Source organism: Nocardioides sp. NPDC057577 (genome assembly GCF_042801335.1).
Taxonomy (GTDB): Bacteria; Actinomycetota; Actinomycetes; order Propionibacteriales; family Nocardioidaceae; genus Nocardioides.
Genome location: NZ_JBHVGB010000162.1, coordinates 1 through 14,940, shown reverse-complemented (window position 1 = coordinate 14,940; position 14,940 = coordinate 1). Strand labels below are relative to the sequence as shown.

16 protein-coding genes are annotated in these 14,940 nt (G+C 66.7%); 7 read left to right on the top strand and 9 right to left on the bottom strand.

Going from position 1 to position 14,940, the window contains the following annotated elements; all coding sequences use genetic code 11:
* Positions 1 to 118: 118 nt before the first annotated feature.
* Together ACFU7D_RS23930 and ACFU7D_RS23925 are read right to left on the bottom strand one after the other, a co-directional pair.
* Entirely contained in the window at positions 119 to 931 is an 813-nt protein-coding gene (locus ACFU7D_RS23930) for an IclR family transcriptional regulator (RefSeq protein WP_378732850.1), read from the bottom strand.
* A 218-nt stretch (positions 932 to 1,149) separates the two neighbouring features.
* On the bottom strand, positions 1,150 to 2,412 hold the full coding sequence (locus ACFU7D_RS23925; protein WP_378871981.1) for a TetR/AcrR family transcriptional regulator: 1,263 nt from the start codon (positions 2,410 to 2,412) through the stop codon (positions 1,150 to 1,152).
* 95 nt (positions 2,413 to 2,507) lie between these two features.
* On the opposite strand from ACFU7D_RS23925, the gene ACFU7D_RS23920 reads away from it, so the two are divergent.
* Positions 2,508 to 4,313, top strand: a complete 1,806-nt coding sequence (locus tag ACFU7D_RS23920) for an ABC-F family ATP-binding cassette domain-containing protein (protein ID WP_378871979.1) — start codon at positions 2,508 to 2,510, stop codon at positions 4,311 to 4,313.
* Between the two features lie 153 nt (positions 4,314 to 4,466).
* Here ACFU7D_RS23920 and ACFU7D_RS23915 read toward each other — a convergent pair whose 3' ends face one another.
* Positions 4,467 to 4,955 (bottom strand): MarR family winged helix-turn-helix transcriptional regulator, encoded by a 489-nt coding sequence (locus tag ACFU7D_RS23915; protein ID WP_378732844.1) that lies wholly within the window; start codon positions 4,953 to 4,955, stop codon positions 4,467 to 4,469.
* Positions 4,956 to 5,063: 108 nt separating this feature from the next.
* On the opposite strand from ACFU7D_RS23915, the gene ACFU7D_RS23910 reads away from it, so the two are divergent.
* From ACFU7D_RS23910 to ACFU7D_RS23895, 4 genes are all read left to right on the top strand, one after another.
* Positions 5,064 to 5,861, top strand: a complete 798-nt coding sequence (locus ACFU7D_RS23910; RefSeq protein WP_378871976.1) for a methyltransferase domain-containing protein — start codon at positions 5,064 to 5,066, stop codon at positions 5,859 to 5,861.
* Positions 5,858 to 6,238 carry a VOC family protein gene (locus ACFU7D_RS23905; RefSeq protein ID WP_378871974.1) on the top strand — a complete coding sequence of 127 codons (381 nt, stop codon included), beginning with the start codon at positions 5,858 to 5,860 and terminating at the stop codon, positions 6,236 to 6,238. The genes ACFU7D_RS23910 and ACFU7D_RS23905 overlap by 4 nt, the downstream gene beginning before the upstream one ends.
* A gap of 122 nt (positions 6,239 to 6,360) precedes the next feature.
* Positions 6,361 to 6,654 (top strand): metal-sensitive transcriptional regulator, encoded by a 294-nt coding sequence (locus ACFU7D_RS23900; protein WP_378732838.1) that lies wholly within the window; start codon positions 6,361 to 6,363, stop codon positions 6,652 to 6,654.
* A gap of 49 nt (positions 6,655 to 6,703) precedes the next feature.
* Positions 6,704 to 7,174: a hotdog fold domain-containing protein gene (locus tag ACFU7D_RS23895; RefSeq protein WP_378871971.1), complete on the top strand. Its 471-nt coding sequence runs from the start codon at positions 6,704 to 6,706 to the stop codon at positions 7,172 to 7,174.
* A gap of 352 nt (positions 7,175 to 7,526) precedes the next feature.
* On the opposite strand, the gene ACFU7D_RS23890 is transcribed toward ACFU7D_RS23895, so the two are convergent.
* The 5 genes from ACFU7D_RS23890 to ACFU7D_RS23870 form a co-directional block, all read right to left on the bottom strand.
* On the bottom strand, positions 7,527 to 7,799 hold the full coding sequence (locus ACFU7D_RS23890; RefSeq protein ID WP_378871969.1) for a hypothetical protein: 273 nt from the start codon (positions 7,797 to 7,799) through the stop codon (positions 7,527 to 7,529).
* Between the two features lie 271 nt (positions 7,800 to 8,070).
* Positions 8,071 to 8,967 (bottom strand): amino acid ABC transporter permease, encoded by an 897-nt coding sequence (locus tag ACFU7D_RS23885; protein WP_378871966.1) that lies wholly within the window; start codon positions 8,965 to 8,967, stop codon positions 8,071 to 8,073.
* Positions 8,964 to 9,665 carry an amino acid ABC transporter permease gene (locus ACFU7D_RS23880; RefSeq protein WP_378871964.1) on the bottom strand — a complete coding sequence of 234 codons (702 nt, stop codon included), beginning with the start codon at positions 9,663 to 9,665 and terminating at the stop codon, positions 8,964 to 8,966. The genes ACFU7D_RS23885 and ACFU7D_RS23880 overlap by 4 nt, the downstream gene beginning before the upstream one ends.
* A gap of 132 nt (positions 9,666 to 9,797) precedes the next feature.
* Positions 9,798 to 10,610: a glutamate ABC transporter substrate-binding protein gene (locus ACFU7D_RS23875; protein ID WP_378871962.1), complete on the bottom strand. Its 813-nt coding sequence runs from the start codon at positions 10,608 to 10,610 to the stop codon at positions 9,798 to 9,800.
* 77 nt (positions 10,611 to 10,687) lie between these two features.
* Complete coding sequence (locus ACFU7D_RS23870; RefSeq protein WP_378726103.1) at positions 10,688 to 11,464, bottom strand: amino acid ABC transporter ATP-binding protein; 777 nt, start codon at positions 11,462 to 11,464, stop codon at positions 10,688 to 10,690.
* 123 nt (positions 11,465 to 11,587) lie between these two features.
* Between ACFU7D_RS23870 and miaB the strand changes: the two genes are divergently transcribed.
* Together miaB and ACFU7D_RS23860 are read left to right on the top strand one after the other, a co-directional pair.
* Positions 11,588 to 13,090 (top strand): tRNA (N6-isopentenyl adenosine(37)-C2)-methylthiotransferase MiaB, encoded by a 1,503-nt coding sequence (miaB, locus tag ACFU7D_RS23865; protein WP_378871960.1) that lies wholly within the window; start codon positions 11,588 to 11,590, stop codon positions 13,088 to 13,090.
* Between the two features lie 105 nt (positions 13,091 to 13,195).
* The gene (locus tag ACFU7D_RS23860; protein WP_378871958.1) at positions 13,196 to 14,131 is read left to right on the top strand and encodes a zinc metalloprotease; all 936 of its coding nucleotides are present in this window, start codon (positions 13,196 to 13,198) and stop codon (positions 14,129 to 14,131) included.
* A 95-nt stretch (positions 14,132 to 14,226) separates the two neighbouring features.
* Here the strand turns inward: ACFU7D_RS23860 and ACFU7D_RS23855 are convergent, their stop codons facing one another.
* Positions 14,227 to 14,724, bottom strand: a complete 498-nt coding sequence (locus ACFU7D_RS23855) for a hypothetical protein (RefSeq protein ID WP_378871956.1) — start codon at positions 14,722 to 14,724, stop codon at positions 14,227 to 14,229.
* Between the last annotated feature and the right edge of the window lie 216 nt (positions 14,725 to 14,940).

The window sequence follows — 14,940 nt, the reverse complement described above, 5'->3', positions numbered from 1 at the left end:
GCCGCCGCGACAGCCCGGTCGGCCGAGACGTCTGGTACGTCGGTCGAGACGTCAGCGCATGACTTCTCGACCGACGAAACCGACGCCTCGGCCGACGTAGGTGACGCCTCGACGGGCGTCAGGCGGCGCTGGAGACGACCTCGTCCGAGATGGCCGCGGCGGCACGGCGCAGGTGGCGGGTGATGCTGGCGGCGTTGAATCCGGCGGCACCTCCGGAGACGGAGACGGCGGCGATCGCACGGCCCTCGATCATGATCGGGACCGCGGCACAGACGATGCCGAGCTGGGCCTCCTCGCGGTCGAAGGCGATGCGCTCGCTGTTGGCGCGGCGGAGCTCGGCGAGGAACTTTGCCGGGTCGCCGTGCGAATGGCGAGTGCGCCTCACCAGACCGGACTCGAGCACGGCCGCGATGTGGTTGCGGTCGCTGAACGAGAGGATCGCCTTGCCGAGCGCGGAGCAGGCGGCGGGAGCTCGCCCGCCGACGTACGTGTCCGGCTGGATGCCACCGCGTCCGGTGATCTTCTCCAGGATGACGATGTCGGTGCCCTCGAGGATGGCGAGGTGCACGGTCTTGCCGGTCGCTACGTAGAGCTCGGCCAGATGCGGCATCGCGGTCTCGCGGATGCCCTGCGGGCGGCAGATCTGGACCGCGTTGCCGAGCTCGAAGAGTCGCCGGCCGAGTACGTAGTGGCGGCCGATGCGCTCGACGTACCCGCTCTGCTCGAGGTGGCGCAGGAGGCGGAAGGCGGTCGACTTGGGAAGGCCCGCGGTGCGAGCGATCTCGCTGACACCGAGCTTCGGGCCGGCTCCGAGAAATGCCTCCAGGATCTGGAGGGCCTTCGTCGCAGACGGGGTCGCCGAGGAGGTCGTCCTCGCGGCACCTTCATGGTCGTGCTGACTAGCCAGGGTGGGGATAGCAGTGACGCTCATGGGGGGATCTCCTTAATGAGACGGAGGCACCACGAAGGGGGGATCTGGGGCCTCCAACTCTCTGTGACAGCAGTCACTGTAACGATCGTTCCGGAGGTTGTGGAGCAAATGTTGGATAAATCTCATTCCTGACCTGCGGAAATAGATGACACGGCATACAGTTCCATGCGTTTCCGCACGTTAGCGCCGTAAACCTTCTGTGGACCTACGGTAGTAGGTCAGTGGCTGATCTGTGTATGAAACGGCGTCGCCGTCACCAGTCGCGCCAGCAGGTCCGAGGTCGTGGCCGGTGGCATGTCGGCGCTGTCGAGCGCCTCGGCAAAGAGAAGTCCGTCTGCGATCACGAGCAGCAGCGCCGCCATCTCGTCGGCATGCGTGGGTCCGTCGTCGCCGAGGGCTCCACGGAACCATCCGGCGAAGTCGTCTCGCGACTGGCGGCGTACGGCAAGGAACCGGTCGCGGCCGGGAAGCGGCTCGGGCCGCGTCGGGAGCACCAGCATCAGGCCGATCCGCAGGAACGGGGGCAGCCGGTGCAGGCTGGCCACCAGCGGCCTCAGCAAGAGAGGGAGCTCGGTGGAGCAGTCGCAGTCAGCGCTCGGCGGCTGCCACGAGGACTGGGCGCTGCTCCAGGCGCGGTAGGAGTCGTCAACCGCGGCCGAGAACAGGTCGTCCTTGTTCGCGAAGTGCCAGTAGACCGAGGAGGCCGGCAGCTCCGCCGCGGCGCAGATCCGGCTGATCGAGGCGCCCTCGTAGCCGCTCTCCGCGGCTACCTCCAGCGCTGCCGCGACGAGCTTCTCGCGACTGCTGCTCCTGCCCTCGTACGTCACCGGCGGCAGGTCCACGGGCTCCGGGACGGCTGCCGGGTCCTGCTCCCGGAGATCGTCCGCGACCTCGGCCAGCCCGTCGGCGAGCCGTCGCCGGAGCGGGTCGAGCTCGGCGGGCTCGTCGGTCTGGGCGTGGACGAAGAGACCGTCGTGGGCGGCGAGCGTCAGCCGCGCGAGGGTCTCGATGTGCGGGGCCGCAAGGTCGACCGCCTCGGACCACCACCGCTCGAACTCGGCCATCGTCTGGGTGCGGATCTGGAGGAACCGCTCGCGCGGACCGTCGCCGACCGTCGGTCCGGACTCGAGGGCGAGCATCAGGCCCATCCGCCACCAGTCGGCCTTGGCGCCGTGGGTGTCCGACGTGGTGCGCCGTAGGTTTGCCAGCAGGCCCTTGCGCAGGTCGTTGCCGATCGGTGCCGGCTCCCACCGCGGCGCGACGTGGTGCCAGCGGGTGTAGCCGTGCTCGAGCGCCTCGGCGAGAAGCTGGTCCTTGTTGGAGAAGTGCCAGTAGAGCGAGGAGGGCGGGAGACCGGTCGCGCGGCGGACCTGCGCCATCGTCGTGCCGACATAGCCGCGCTCGGCGGCCAGCCGCAGCGCTGCTTCGAGGATCATCTGACGCGAGCCATGGGTGTGCTCGCGGAGCGTCTTCTCGGCCATTGCACCGAGTCTAAGCAGGTCAGGGGCGCTTCGTCCGCCCGGTGTGCCGCTGGATGGCCGCCGCGATGCGGGCTGCCTCACCGCCCTCGGGGACAATGGGAGGCGATATGGCGAACCTCCTCAACCTCGAGCACGTCTCCAAGGCGTACGGCATCCGGCCCCTCCTCGACGACGTCTCCCTCGGCATCAACGCCGGCGAGCGGGTCGGCATCGTCGGCCGCAACGGCGACGGGAAGACGACGCTCCTGCAGGTGATGACCGGTCTCGAGGAGCCTGACTCCGGCCGCGTCTCCCGCCAGCGTGGCCTGCTCGTCGGGTTCCTGCACCAGGGTGACCAGCTCATCGACTCCCACAGCGTCCGCGAGGCGGTGCTCGGCGGGCGGTCCGACCACGAGTGGGCCGGCGTCCCGGCACTGCGGGAGATCGTGGAGCAGCTCCTGGCCGGGATCGACCTCGACCGAGCGGTGATGGGGCTCTCCGGTGGTGAGCGTCGGCGCTGTGCCCTGGCCGAGCTGCTGCTCGGGGAACACGACCTGATCGTCCTCGACGAGCCGACCAACCACCTCGACGTCGAAGCCGTGGCCTGGCTCGCCTCACACCTGGCCGCGCGCTCGTCCGCTCTCGTCGTGGTCACCCACGACCGCTGGTTCCTCGACGCGGTGTGCCAGTTCACCTGGGAGGTCCACGACGGTCAGGTCGACGCCTACGAGGGTGGCTACGCCGCCTTCGTGCTCGCCAAGGCCGAACGGTCCCGTCAGGCCGCCGCCACCGAGGTACGCCGCCAGAACCTGGTCCGCAAGGAGCTGGCCTGGCTGCGCCGCGGCGCCCCGGCGCGTACGTCCAAGCCGAAGTTCCGCATCGATGCCGCCAACCAGCTCATCGAGGACGTACCTCCGCCGCGGGACCGCTTCGAGCTGCAGAAGTTCGCCGCCCAGCGGCTCGGCAAGGACGTCATCGACGTCGAGGACGTCGACCTCTTCCGTGGCGAGCGACAGCTGCTGTCGCACGCGACCTGGCGCATCGGTCCGGGAGACCGGATCGGCATCGTCGGCGTCAACGGCGCCGGCAAGACCTCGGTGCTGTCGCTCTTGGACGGCTCCCTCCCGCCTGCCGTGGGGAAGGTACGCCACGGCCGCACCATCGCTCTCCAGCACCTGACCCAGCAGCTCGATGACCTCGATCCGGAGGCGCGGGTCCTCCCGACTGTCGAGTCGATCAAGCGCGTCACCAAGACGACCGACGGCCAGGAGCTCTCGGCGACCTCGATGCTGGAGCGCTTCGGCTTCACCGGCGACAAACTGGTCACGCGCATCGGCGACCTCTCCGGCGGCGAGCGCCGCCGCTTCCAGCTGCTGCGCCTGCTGCTCACCGAGCCCAACGTACTGCTGCTCGACGAGCCGACCAACGACCTCGACATCGAGACGCTCAACGTCCTCGAGGATTTCCTCGACGCCTGGCCCGGCACCCTGATCGTCGTCTCCCACGACCGCTATTTCCTCGAGCGGGTCACCGACTCCGTCTGGGCCCTTCTCGGCGACGGCCAGATCTCCATGCTCCCGCGCGGTGTCGACGAGTATCTCGAGCGCCGCCTCCCGATCCCTGCCCAGGCGTCGGCCCCGCGGGCCGAGGCGTCGCTCGCGTCGGCCGAGACGGTATCTGCGAGCCCGTCGAAGGCAAAGGCCGGCTCTGCCGAGGAGCGAGCGGCGAGGAAGATCGTCGCCAGGATCGACAAGCAGCTCGAGCGGATCGCCGAGCAGCAGCAGAAGCTCGAGCTCGCGATGGCCGAGGCGGTCAACGACTACACCCGGCTCGCCGAGCTCAGTGCAGAGCTGAACCAGCTCGCCGCGGAGAAGGACGACCTCGAGCTGGAGTGGCTCGAGGCGGCCGAGGTTCTGGAGTAGCTGGTCCGCAACTCTGCCGAGTCGGCGCGTTGTGACGAGATCCGGTGCCGAGTCGGCGCGTTATGACGAGCCGACTCGGCGAGGATTTCGGTCAGGACGGGCCGACTCGGCGGGGTTCTTGGTCAGGACGGGCCGACTCGGCGGGGTTCTTGGTCAGGATGAGAAGGGGACCAGCAGGCGGCGCAGCAGATCGGTGAGGTGGCTCTGCTGGTCGTCGGAGAGGCTGTCGAGGAACTCCCGCTCGGCCGCGAGCAGGGCCTCGAAGGCGCTGTCGACGGTCGCCTTGCCGTCGGGGGTGAGGCGAACGAGGACGCCGCGGCGGTCCGCCGGATCCGGCAGCCGCTCGACCAGGCCACGCGAGGTGAGCCGGTCGACGCGGTTGGTCATGGTCCCGCTGGTCACCAGGGTCTCGCGCAGCAGCCTGCCGGGGGAGAGCTCATAGGGGTCGCCCGCTCGGCGGAGGGCGGCGAGCACGTCGAACTCCCACGACTCGATCCCGGAGCCCGAGAACGCGTCGCGTCGAGCGAGGTCGAGGTGACGCGAGAGGCGGGAGAGACGCGAGAAGATCTCGACGGGACCCAGGTCCAGGTCGGGCCGCTCGTGTGCCCAGGCCTCGCTCAGATCGTCGACTTCGTCGCGCATGGCGAGAGCCTAGCCCAAGATCGCCTCATCGAGAATCTTGACATCGAGACAAGTCGGCGAGACGATCTGATTATCTTGACGTCAAGAGAAATCGAGAGGACGTACGCCATGACCGCATGGGATCCCGAGCGCTACCTGACCTACTCCGACGAGCGAGGTCGGCCCTTCGTCGACCTCCTTCGCCGGGTAGGGATGGATCGTCCGAAGACGGTGGTCGACCTCGGCTGCGGTCCCGGCAACCTGACCGCCCTTGCAGCCGACTGCTGGCCGGAGGCCAGGGTCGTCGGCCTCGACTCGAGTGCGCCGATGATCGACAAGGCACGCGCGACCGTCGACGGCGTGGACTTCGCGGTGGCGGACCTTCGCGACTGGGCCGACTCGGTGGTGCCGGGATCGGTCGACGTACTCCTCTCCAACGCCACCCTCCAGTGGGTTCCTGGCCATCTGGACCTGCTCCCGATGCTCGCCGGCGCGGTCGGGAAGGGCGGCTGGTTCGCCTTCCAGGTCCCGGGCAACTTCGATGCGCCCAGTCACAGGCTCCGCGAGGAGCTGGCCGCCGAGGAGCCCTACGCCGAGCACGCCCGTCACCTCGAGGCGCCCGGGTCGCACGACCCGGCCGACTACTACGACGTGCTGGCGAGGGAGGGCTTCGAGGTCGATGCCTGGGAGACGACGTACCTGCACGTGCTGAGGGGCGAGGACCCGGTCTTCACCTGGATCGCCGGAACGAGCCTGCGCCCCACGGCTGCGGCGCTCGAGGAGGCGGGTCTCTTCGCGCCGTTCGCCGAGGAGCTCAAGAACCGTCTGGCACAGGCTTATCCCGTAAGAAACGATTCGGTAGGAAACAGTTTCGTCCTGCTCCCGTTCCGCCGCGTCTTCGTGGTCGCCCGCAGACTGGAGGCATGATGCGCATCCATCACGTGCAGGTCGGCATGCCCGCCGGCCACGAGGACGAGGCCCGGACCTTTTACGCCGATGGCCTCGGGTTGTCCGAGGTGCCGAAGCCGGCCGAGCTGGCCAAGCGCGGTGGCGCCTGGTTCCGCTCGCCGGGCGGCGCGGAGATCCACCTCGGCGTCGAGGACCCGCACCGACCGCAGGCCAAGGCCCATCCTGCTCTGGCGGTCGAGACCGAGGCGGACCTGGAGGCCATGGGTGCGAGGTTGGCGAGCCTGGGATTCGACGTCGACTGGAGCCAGCGTCACAACGCCGACGGATTCCAGCGCTTCCATGTCCGCGATCCGTTCGGCAACCGTGTCGAGATCGTGTGGCAGACGGGCGACTAGCACGAACTTCGGCCCCATGTAGGCGAAAACCGGAATCAACCAGAAAGAACCGTAACGCCGACTGGTCTGGACCGTTGTCCCCCGGGGGATACAACAACGAGCCAGGAATGATGCCAGAAACGATGGAAGGCAACACTTTGACCGACGACGTGACCGTCCCCCAACCTCGGGACGCGGAGACGACGAGCGTGGTCAATCGAGTCCGCCGGGCTCAGGGCCAGCTCGGTGGCGTGCTCCGAATGATCGAAGACGGCCGCGAGCTCGCCGATGTGGTCGGCCAGCTCAAGGCAGTGACCAGGGCCCTCGACAAGGCGGCCTTCGCGCTGCTCTCCAACGAGCTGCGCCGCGCGCACGCAGACGGAGACCGCCCGGAGCAGATCGAGGAGCTCGAGAAGGTCTTCCTCTCCCTCTCCTGATCTCGGGCCAGGAGAGGGGAGGAGGTTACCCTCGGGTAACCTGACCAGCATGAGCCAGCTCTACGACCTCTGGAAGTCCTTCAACCGTGTCCCCGTTGTCGGCAAGAGAGCATTCTCGGTCGCCTTCTCGAAGAAGGCGCCCTACTTCGGGTCGATCCACCCGCTGGTCAACCAGCTGCGGCCCAACTATGCAGAGGTCATCGTGCCCAACCGCAAGGGCAACCACAACCACATCGGGACCGTGCACGCCATCGCGCTGTGCAACGGTCTCGAGATGGCGATGGGTGCCCTTGCGGAGGTCACCATCCCGCGCGACAAGCGCTGGATCCCCAAGGGGATGACCGTTTCCTACACAGCCAAGGCCTCCACCGACATCACCTGCATCGCTGAGACCGATCAGGAGCAGTGGGACACCGCCGACGGTGATCTCGCGGTGCGCGTCAAGGGCATCCGTGAGGACGGCACCGTGGCCATCGAGGGCACGATCAACCTCTGGGTGACTCCTAAGACAAAGAAGTAAGAGCGCGCCAACGTGGTGGCGTCTCCGGGATGGTTCGTCGACTCAGTGGTCCGTGCATCAGCGCTCTTGCCCAATCAATCCCAGGTCTCAGGGTCGCTGGCGTGGCGATAGGGTCTTTATGTGTTTCCGTCACTTAGCTTCCATTTGGCTGATATGAAAGGAGAATGAATCCGGGACTCCTTCGCTCGCTGTCGTTGGCCATCCTCTCCCTTGCGATCGCCCTTTCTCCTAGTCTTGGGCAGGGGCCAGCGTTCGCGGCGTGGGGGGTGCCCGCCAATTTCGCTGGTTTCAGTTGGATCACACCGTCGTCAGCGTCTGGTGCGCCCTCAACTCGGGGAATGACGTGCAACAGCTACGCCGAAGCCGGCGGATCCAGCGCAGTCGCCTGCTGGCGACGCGCCGGTGACGTGGTGTGGGTCAAAGACATGAGAGCAGACGGACGCTCGGCCATCGCGAGGGTGTCTGTGATCGCCGGCGGATCGCGCACCACGAAGTTCGTTTGCAGAAACAGGCTTGGAGCCGGCAGATGGGTGAAGTGCAACAAGAATCTGGCCGAGCCCGGCGCGATGTTCTTTAAGGCATGCGCATATGATGCGGCGGCGCGCCGAATGAGTCGCTCATGCACGGCCGCGGATTCCATTTACTTGGCGACCTAGGACTCCCGTCTGGGAATCGGGCGTAGGCGGCCAGCAACCCCGCGCCCGTGCTCTTCAATCCGATAGGTGCATATCCCGGCCGCTTGTTCATTCGGGCCACGGCCATATTAGGTCAAGACGGTGTCGATGTATGCGGTCCAGGCCTCCCCGCTGGGAATGTGGTTCCAGAAAGATCCCACTCCGCAAGCGGGGAGGCCCGCTGCCCGAAAGAGGCAGCGGGCCGTTGCCGTACCGAACGTTTCAGACCTTGGTCGGCGGTTCCTCGTTGAGGAGATGCGGCGCGTTGACGTCGAGGTTCGGATCCTCGGCGTGGCCGACGGGGCCGGCCGTGTGCCTCACCCGCCGCGTACGTGCCTCGATCCAAGTGGCGACCAGGCCCAGGATCGTGTTCAGGACGATGTAGATGACTGCCACCACGATCGCTGCGGGGATCAGGTTGTGGAAGTTGCCGTCGAGCTGCTTAACCTGGCTGAGGAGCTCGCTGTAGCCGAGCACGTAGCCCAGTGCGGTGTCCTTTAACAGCACCACGAGCTGAGCGATGATCGCGGGCAGCATCGACCGAACCGCCTGTGGCAGCAGGATGGTACGCATCACCTGGCCGGGCGTCAGACCGATGGCTACGCCGGCCTCCTTCTGGCCCTTCGGAAGCGCGTGCACGCCGGCGCGGAGGATCTCGGCGATGACCGACCCGTTGTAGAGCATCAGACCGAGCACGACGGCCCAGAAGATGCTGGTCGGCGTGATCCCGAGAGAGGGTTGCATGAAGTAGATGAAGAACATCAGCAGCAGCATCGGGATCGCGCGGAAGAACTCGACGACGACACCGCACGGGACACTGATGAACTTCAGGTCTGAGAGGCGCCCGACGGCGAAGACGAACCCGAAGACCAGCGCGAGCACCGAGCCGACCGCGAACGCGCTCAGCGTGCCGATCAGGCCGGGGATCAGGAGGTTATTCCAGACATCGGCGTCGAGGAAAGGCGTCCACTTCTCCGCCTCCCACTGGCCGGTCTCCTCGAACTTCGAGTAGATGAACCACCCGACGGCACCGAGCGCGACGAGCGCGATCGCCGAGTAACCCCAGTTGAGGGCCTTGGCGCGGGGGCCGGGAGCGTCGTAGAGAACAGAGGCACTCATCGGATCACCGCGAACTTCTTGGATGCCCAACCGGCGAGGAAGCCGACCGGCAGGGTCAGGATCATGAAGCCGATCGAGAAGATGATGAAGATCAACACGATCTGGTCGGCCTCGTTCTCCATCATCGTCCGCATCTGACCGGACGCTTCGTTGACGCCCGTGGCCGTGACGACGCCGATGGTGACGGCGACCGTGGTGTTCTTGATCATCGCGATCATGACGCTGGCCAGCGGGTTGAGCACCGATCGGAGCGCCTGCGGGAGGACGATCAACCGGAGATTCTGGGAGAAGGTGAGGCCGATCGCCCGAGCTGCCTCCGCCTGACCCAGCGGAACGGTGTTGATCCCGGACCGGAGGACCTCGCACACGAACGTCGAGGTGTAAACGGACAACGCCAGTACGGCCATCCAGAAATTCTGCTCGCTCAGTGAGAGCGTGACTTCGTCTGGGGGACCGTAGATGTGGAGTTGGTAAACGAGCCCGAAGAGCGCGAAGAACATCACCAGCGTCAGCGGCGTGTTGCGGAACGTGTAGACGACCGCGGCGCCGACCCAGCGGAGAACCGGCACCGGGGAGACACGGAAAACGGCCAGTACGACGCCGAGCAGGAGCGAGAAGAAACCGCTGAAGACGGCGAGTCTCAGGGTCAGCCCGAACGCTTCGAGGATGGCCGACCCGTACTCGGAGAAAAGGTCCATTGGGTACTTTCGGTTCTTTGGTGGTCCGTCTTATGGCTCGCCCCGAGTCGGCGGATCCTGACCCTATTGCTCGCTTCGCTTCGCAAGAAGCGGGTCAGGATCCGCCGACTCGGGTCTGGCTGAACGCTTCGCTCAGTAGCGGTCGACCGTCGGCGGCTCCGGCAGCTCGTAGCCGGAGTTGCCGAGGTTGTCGTTGAACGCCTCTTCCCAAGCGCCGTCCTCGAAGGACTTCTCGATCAGGTCGTTGATCTTGTCGCGGTCCTCGCTGCCCTTGGGCAGGCCGACGCCGTAGTTCTCCTCGGAGAACGGCTGGCCGACGATCTTGAACTCACCGGGGAACTGCTCGGCGTAGCCCGCGAGAATGATGTCGTCGGTCGTCAGGGCATCGATCTGGCCGCCCTGAAGGGCGTTGATGCACTTGCTGTAGGAATCGAACTCCTGCGGCACCGCGCCGTACTCGTCCTTGACCTTCTGGGCGGAGGTGGAGCCGGTGACGGAGCAGATCTTCTTGCCCTTCATGTCATCCGGGCCTGCGATCGAGGTGTCGTCGGCGCGGATCAGGAGATCCTGACCGGCAACGTAATAGGGACCCGCGAAGTCGACCTCGGCCTTGCGCTCGTCGGTGATCGAGTACGTCGCCAGGATCATGTCGACGGTGCCGTCCTTGAGGAACGTCTCGCGGTTGGCGGAGACGGCCTCGACCCACTCGATCTGGTCGTCGTCGTAGCCGAGGCCCTCGGCGATGTACTCGGCCATGTCGACGTCGAAGCCGGAGTAGTCACCGTCGGCCTCCTTGAAACCGAGGCCCGGCTGGTCGAACTTGATGCCGATCTTGATCTTGTCGCCGCCGGCGTCGGAGCCGGTGTCGTCGTTGCCGCCACAGGCAGCGAGCGAGCCGGCGAGCGCGAGAACGCCCGCGACCGCGGCGATCTTCTGGAACTTCATCGAATCCACCTTCTGGAATGAGTGTTGAGTTGTCATGCAGGGGCTTGCGAGCCGACGGCTCACCCGAGACGTACGTTTCAGTGTTTGAGGATCTTGCCGAGGAAGTCCTTGGCGCGCTCGGACTGCGGGTTGTCGAAGAACTCTGCCGGGGTGTTGGACTCGACGATCTGGCCGTCGGCCATGAAGACGACACGGTCGGCGGCGACGCGGGCGAAGCCCATCTCGTGGGTGACCACGATCATGGTCATGCCCTCCTTGGCGAGGCTGACCATGACGTCGAGCACCTCCTTGACCATCTCCGGGTCGAGGGCGGAGGTGGGCTCGTCGAAGAGCATCACCTGCGGCTTCATCGCCAGCGCCCGGGCGATCGCGACGCGCTGCTGCTGACCGCCGGAGAGCTGGGCCGGGTACTTCGCGGCCTGGGCGCCCACACCGACGCGGTCGAGCAGCTTGTTGGCCTCGGCCTCGGCCGCTGCCTTCTTCAGCTTGCGCACCTTCATCGGGCCGAGCGTGACGTTCTGCAGGATCGTCTTGTGGGCGAAGAGGTTGAAGCTCTGGAAGACCATCCCGACCTCGGCCCGCAGCTTGGCCAGGCCCTTGCCCTCGGCGGGCAGTTCCTTGCCGTCGAGCGTGATCGTCCCCGAGTCGATCGTCTCCAGCCGGTTGATCGTGCGGCAGAGGGTCGACTTCCCCGAACCCGAGGGCCCGATCACCACGACGACCTCGCCACGCTTGATCTCCATGTTGATGTCCTGGAGCACGTGCAGGTCGCCGTAGTGCTTGTCGACGTGGTCAAGAACGACCAGGGCGTCGCCCGAGGGTGCGCTGGCGGGTTCGGTGTCAAGCACGGTCATGCCGCAGACCTAACCACATCCTGCATTGCACATCCATGACTTGGTCCCCGGTATCGGTTACAAGCAGATAACTGGTCGGGATTTCCTGCCGTTGGACCTGATCGCCGTACTCTTGAGGACGCTATGACCGTGTCCACCGCCTCGAGCTCCGCATCGGCCCGTACGTACGAAGTCCGCACCTACGGCTGCCAGATGAACGTCCACGACTCCGAGCGCCTCTCGGGTCTGCTCGAGGATGCCGGCTACCTGAAGGCGACCGAGGGTACGCAGGCCGACGTGGTCGTCTTCAACACCTGCGCGGTCCGGGAGAACGCCGACAACAAGCTCTACGGCAACCTCTCCCACCTGGCCCCGATCAAGGCGGCCAACCCGGACCTCCAGATCGCCGTCGGCGGCTGCCTCGCGCAGAAGGACCGGGCGACGATCACGAAGAAGGCGCCGTACGTCGATGTGGTGTTCGGGACGCACAACATCGGCTCGCTCCCGGTGCTGCTCGAGCGGGCCCGGGTGCAGGAGGAGGCCCAGGTCGAGATCCTGGAGTCCCTCGAGGTCTTCCCGTCCACGCTGCCGACCAAGCGCGAGTCGGCCTATGCCGCCTGGGTGTCAGTGAGCGTGGGCTGCAACAACACCTGCACCTTCTGCATCGTCCCGAGCCTGCGCGGCAAGGAGAAGGACCGGCGACCGGGCGAGATCCTCGCCGAGATCGAGGCGCTGGTCGCCGAGGGCGTCACCGAGGTCACCCTGCTGGGCCAGAACGTCAACGCCTACGGCGTGGAGTTCGGCGACCGGCAGGCCTTCTCGAAGCTGCTGCGCGCCTGCGGCGAGATCGAGGGGCTCGAGCGCGTGCGGTTCACGAGCCCGCACCCCGCGGAGTTCACCGACGACGTCATCGAGGCGATGGCCGAGACGCCCAACGTGATGCCGTCGCTGCACATGCCGCTGCAGTCCGGCTCCGACCGCGTGCTGAAGGCGATGCGGCGCTCCTACCGGTCCACCAAGTTCCTCGGCATCATCGAGCGGGTCCGCGCGGCGATCCCGCACGCGGCGATCACCACCGACATCATCGTCGGGTTCCCGGGGGAGACCGAGGAGGACTTCCAGGGCACCATGGACGTGGTGCGTGAGTCGCGCTTCGCGAGCGCCTTCACGTTCCAGTACTCCAAGCGTCCCGGCACCCCCGCCGCCGACCTCCCCGACCAGATCTCTCCCGAGGTCGTCAAGGACCGCTACGGACGGCTCGTCGACCTCGTCAACGAGATCGCCTACGAGGAGAACAAGAAGAACGTCGGACGTACGCTCGAGCTGATGGTCGCCGAGGGGGAGGGCCGCAAGGACTCCGAGACCCACCGGCTCTCCGGTCGCGCTCCCGACAACCGGCTGGTCCACTTCAACGCGGCCGGTGCCGAGGGCGTACGTCCTGGCGACATGGTGAAGGTCGAGATCACCTACGCGGCCCCGCACCACCTGGTCGCCGACAACCCCGTGCTCGAGGTACGCCGCACCCGTTCCGGCGACGCCTGGGAGGCGCGTCAGGGCCGGACCGAGCCCGAGGCCGCCTCGGTCGGGCTGGGCATGCCATCGATCGGTGTTCCCGCTCCGCTGCCGGCCGCGCCGGCGTGCGGCTGATCTGCGGCACTCGATTGCGCGAACAGCAAATTCTCCGTAACGCCGTTCCCCCTGGCGGTATTTCTGCTCTAGCCTGAGGCAACTTGTCTCAGGAAGGGATACCCCATGTCGATTCCCAAGCTGGCCGGCAGAGCAGTGGCGATGAGCGCACTCGGAGTGCTCGTGGCATCAGGTCTGGCAGCCGCGGCGCCCGCGTCCGCGATGCAGGCGGCCATCGGAGGCGGTGCCTGCTTCGACCCGCACGAGGCCGGAGCGGCCCGAGTCGCCGAAGGCGCCAAGCAGGTCCGTGACACGAACCATCTGACCGCGAAGCAGGTCGACGCCAAGGAGAAGGCGCTCGCCTCCGCGCTCTCCGAGAGTGGGAAGAAGAAGAGCGCCAGCGCCACCCTCGGCCCGACGACGATCCCGACCTACATCCACGTCATCCAGGAGAACGCCACCACCGGCGCCGTCCCGCAGGCGAACATCGACGCCCAGATCGACGTGCTCAACGCGGCGTACGCCGGCACGCCGTTCTCCTTCGAGGTGGCCGGCCAGGAGACCACGATCAACCCGGCCTGGTATCCGATCATCTCCGGCTCGACCGGGGAGCGAGACATGAAGGCGTCCCTGCGCCAGGGCGGCGACAACGCGCTCAACGTCTACATCGGCGAGATCGACGACGGCCTGCTCGGCTGGGCGACCTTCCCGACCAAGAACATCTCGTCGCAGGACGGCGTGGTCATCCTCGGCGAGTCGCTGCCGGGCGGTTCGGCGGCGCCGTACGACGAGGGCGACACGGCCACCCACGAGGTCGGCCACTGGCTGCACCTCTACCACACCTTCCAGGGTGGCTGTCGCGGCAAGGGTGACCAGGTCGCCGACACCCCGGCCGAGGCCGCGCCGGCCTTCGGCTGCCCGGAGGGTTCCGACACCTGCACGGCTCCGGGTCTCGACCCGATCCACAACTTCATGGACTACACCGAGGACGCGTGCATGGACGAGTTCACGCCGGGTCAGGTGCAGCGCATGATCGACGGATGGGTGGCGTACCGCGCCTGATCGTTGATCTCCGGGTGAGATCTGTGTGAAATGCGCCGAGCGCCGGGTCCCTTGCGGGCCCGGCGCTCGATCCGTATGTGATCAGCAGAGCTGGATCAGTACTGCGACTGGCTCTGCTCGCCGCCGAAGCCGCCCTCGTTCGAGCCCTCGTTCGAGCCCTCGTTCGAGCCCTCGTTCGAGCCCTCATCGGAGCCGTAGGAGGAACCCTGGGACTGCTCCTGGCCGCCGCCGAAGCCGCCCTCGTTCTGGCCGCCCTCGTTCTGGCCACCCTCGTTCTGGCCACCCTCGGAGCCGTAGGACGAGCCCTCGTCGGACTCCTGGCCGCCGAAGCCACCCGCGCTCGAGCCCTCGGACTGCTCGCCGCCTCCGTAGGAGCTGCCCTCGTCGGACTGCTCACCGTAGGAGGAACCGCCCTCGTTCGAGCCCTCGTCGGAGCCGTAGGAGGAACCCTCGGACTGCTCGCCGCCGCCGAAGCCACCCTCGTTGGAGGACTCCGAGCCGTAGGAGGAGCCCTCGTTGGACTCCTGGCCGCCGAAGCCGCCCTCCTGGCCGTTGTTCTGCTGCTCGTCGCTGTTGCCGTAGTTCTCAGACATATTGGTCCACACTTCCGAGTAGTTGTGATTGGACCGGAATCGGACGTGTGTCACACGTCCGCCCCCCGGCTGCCTCATTCGGTGAAGCACGAGAACGAGACGGTCTAGACCGTTCCACGTGACGGCACATGTCGCAACAGATTCGTAACAGTGTTTTGAAAAACGCCGCGTAAAGATTCAGCGGGGTGTAGCGGACGTAAACGCGAGGCGGGGAGC

Excerpts from the sequence above, each read along its gene's own strand:
- ACFU7D_RS23910 (WP_378871976.1), top strand. The coding sequence starts at position 5,064 with ATGACCGCATGGGATCCCGAGCGCTACCTGACCTACTCCGACGAGCGA.
- ACFU7D_RS23860 (WP_378871958.1), top strand. The coding sequence starts at position 13,196 with ATGTCGATTCCCAAGCTGGCCGGCAGAGCAGTGGCGATGAGCGCACTC.
- ACFU7D_RS23925 (WP_378871981.1), bottom strand. The coding sequence starts at position 2,412 with ATGGCCGAGAAGACGCTCCGCGAGCACACCCATGGCTCGCGTCAGATG.
- ACFU7D_RS23930 (WP_378732850.1), bottom strand. The coding sequence starts at position 931 with ATGAGCGTCACTGCTATCCCCACCCTGGCTAGTCAGCACGACCATGAA.
- ACFU7D_RS23915 (WP_378732844.1), bottom strand. The coding sequence starts at position 4,955 with ATGCGCGACGAAGTCGACGATCTGAGCGAGGCCTGGGCACACGAGCGG.
- ACFU7D_RS23870 (WP_378726103.1), bottom strand. The coding sequence starts at position 11,464 with ATGACCGTGCTTGACACCGAACCCGCCAGCGCACCCTCGGGCGACGCC.
- miaB (WP_378871960.1), top strand. The coding sequence starts at position 11,588 with ATGACCGTGTCCACCGCCTCGAGCTCCGCATCGGCCCGTACGTACGAA.
- ACFU7D_RS23900 (WP_378732838.1), top strand. The coding sequence starts at position 6,361 with ATGGAAGGCAACACTTTGACCGACGACGTGACCGTCCCCCAACCTCGG.
- ACFU7D_RS23880 (WP_378871964.1), bottom strand. The coding sequence starts at position 9,665 with ATGGACCTTTTCTCCGAGTACGGGTCGGCCATCCTCGAAGCGTTCGGG.
- ACFU7D_RS23895 (WP_378871971.1), top strand. The coding sequence starts at position 6,704 with ATGAGCCAGCTCTACGACCTCTGGAAGTCCTTCAACCGTGTCCCCGTT.
- ACFU7D_RS23855 (WP_378871956.1), bottom strand. The coding sequence starts at position 14,724 with ATGTCTGAGAACTACGGCAACAGCGACGAGCAGCAGAACAACGGCCAG.
- ACFU7D_RS23885 (WP_378871966.1), bottom strand. The coding sequence starts at position 8,967 with ATGAGTGCCTCTGTTCTCTACGACGCTCCCGGCCCCCGCGCCAAGGCC.
- ACFU7D_RS23875 (WP_378871962.1), bottom strand. The coding sequence starts at position 10,610 with ATGAAGTTCCAGAAGATCGCCGCGGTCGCGGGCGTTCTCGCGCTCGCC.
- ACFU7D_RS23920 (WP_378871979.1), top strand. The coding sequence starts at position 2,508 with ATGGGAGGCGATATGGCGAACCTCCTCAACCTCGAGCACGTCTCCAAG.
- ACFU7D_RS23905 (WP_378871974.1), top strand. The coding sequence starts at position 5,858 with ATGATGCGCATCCATCACGTGCAGGTCGGCATGCCCGCCGGCCACGAG.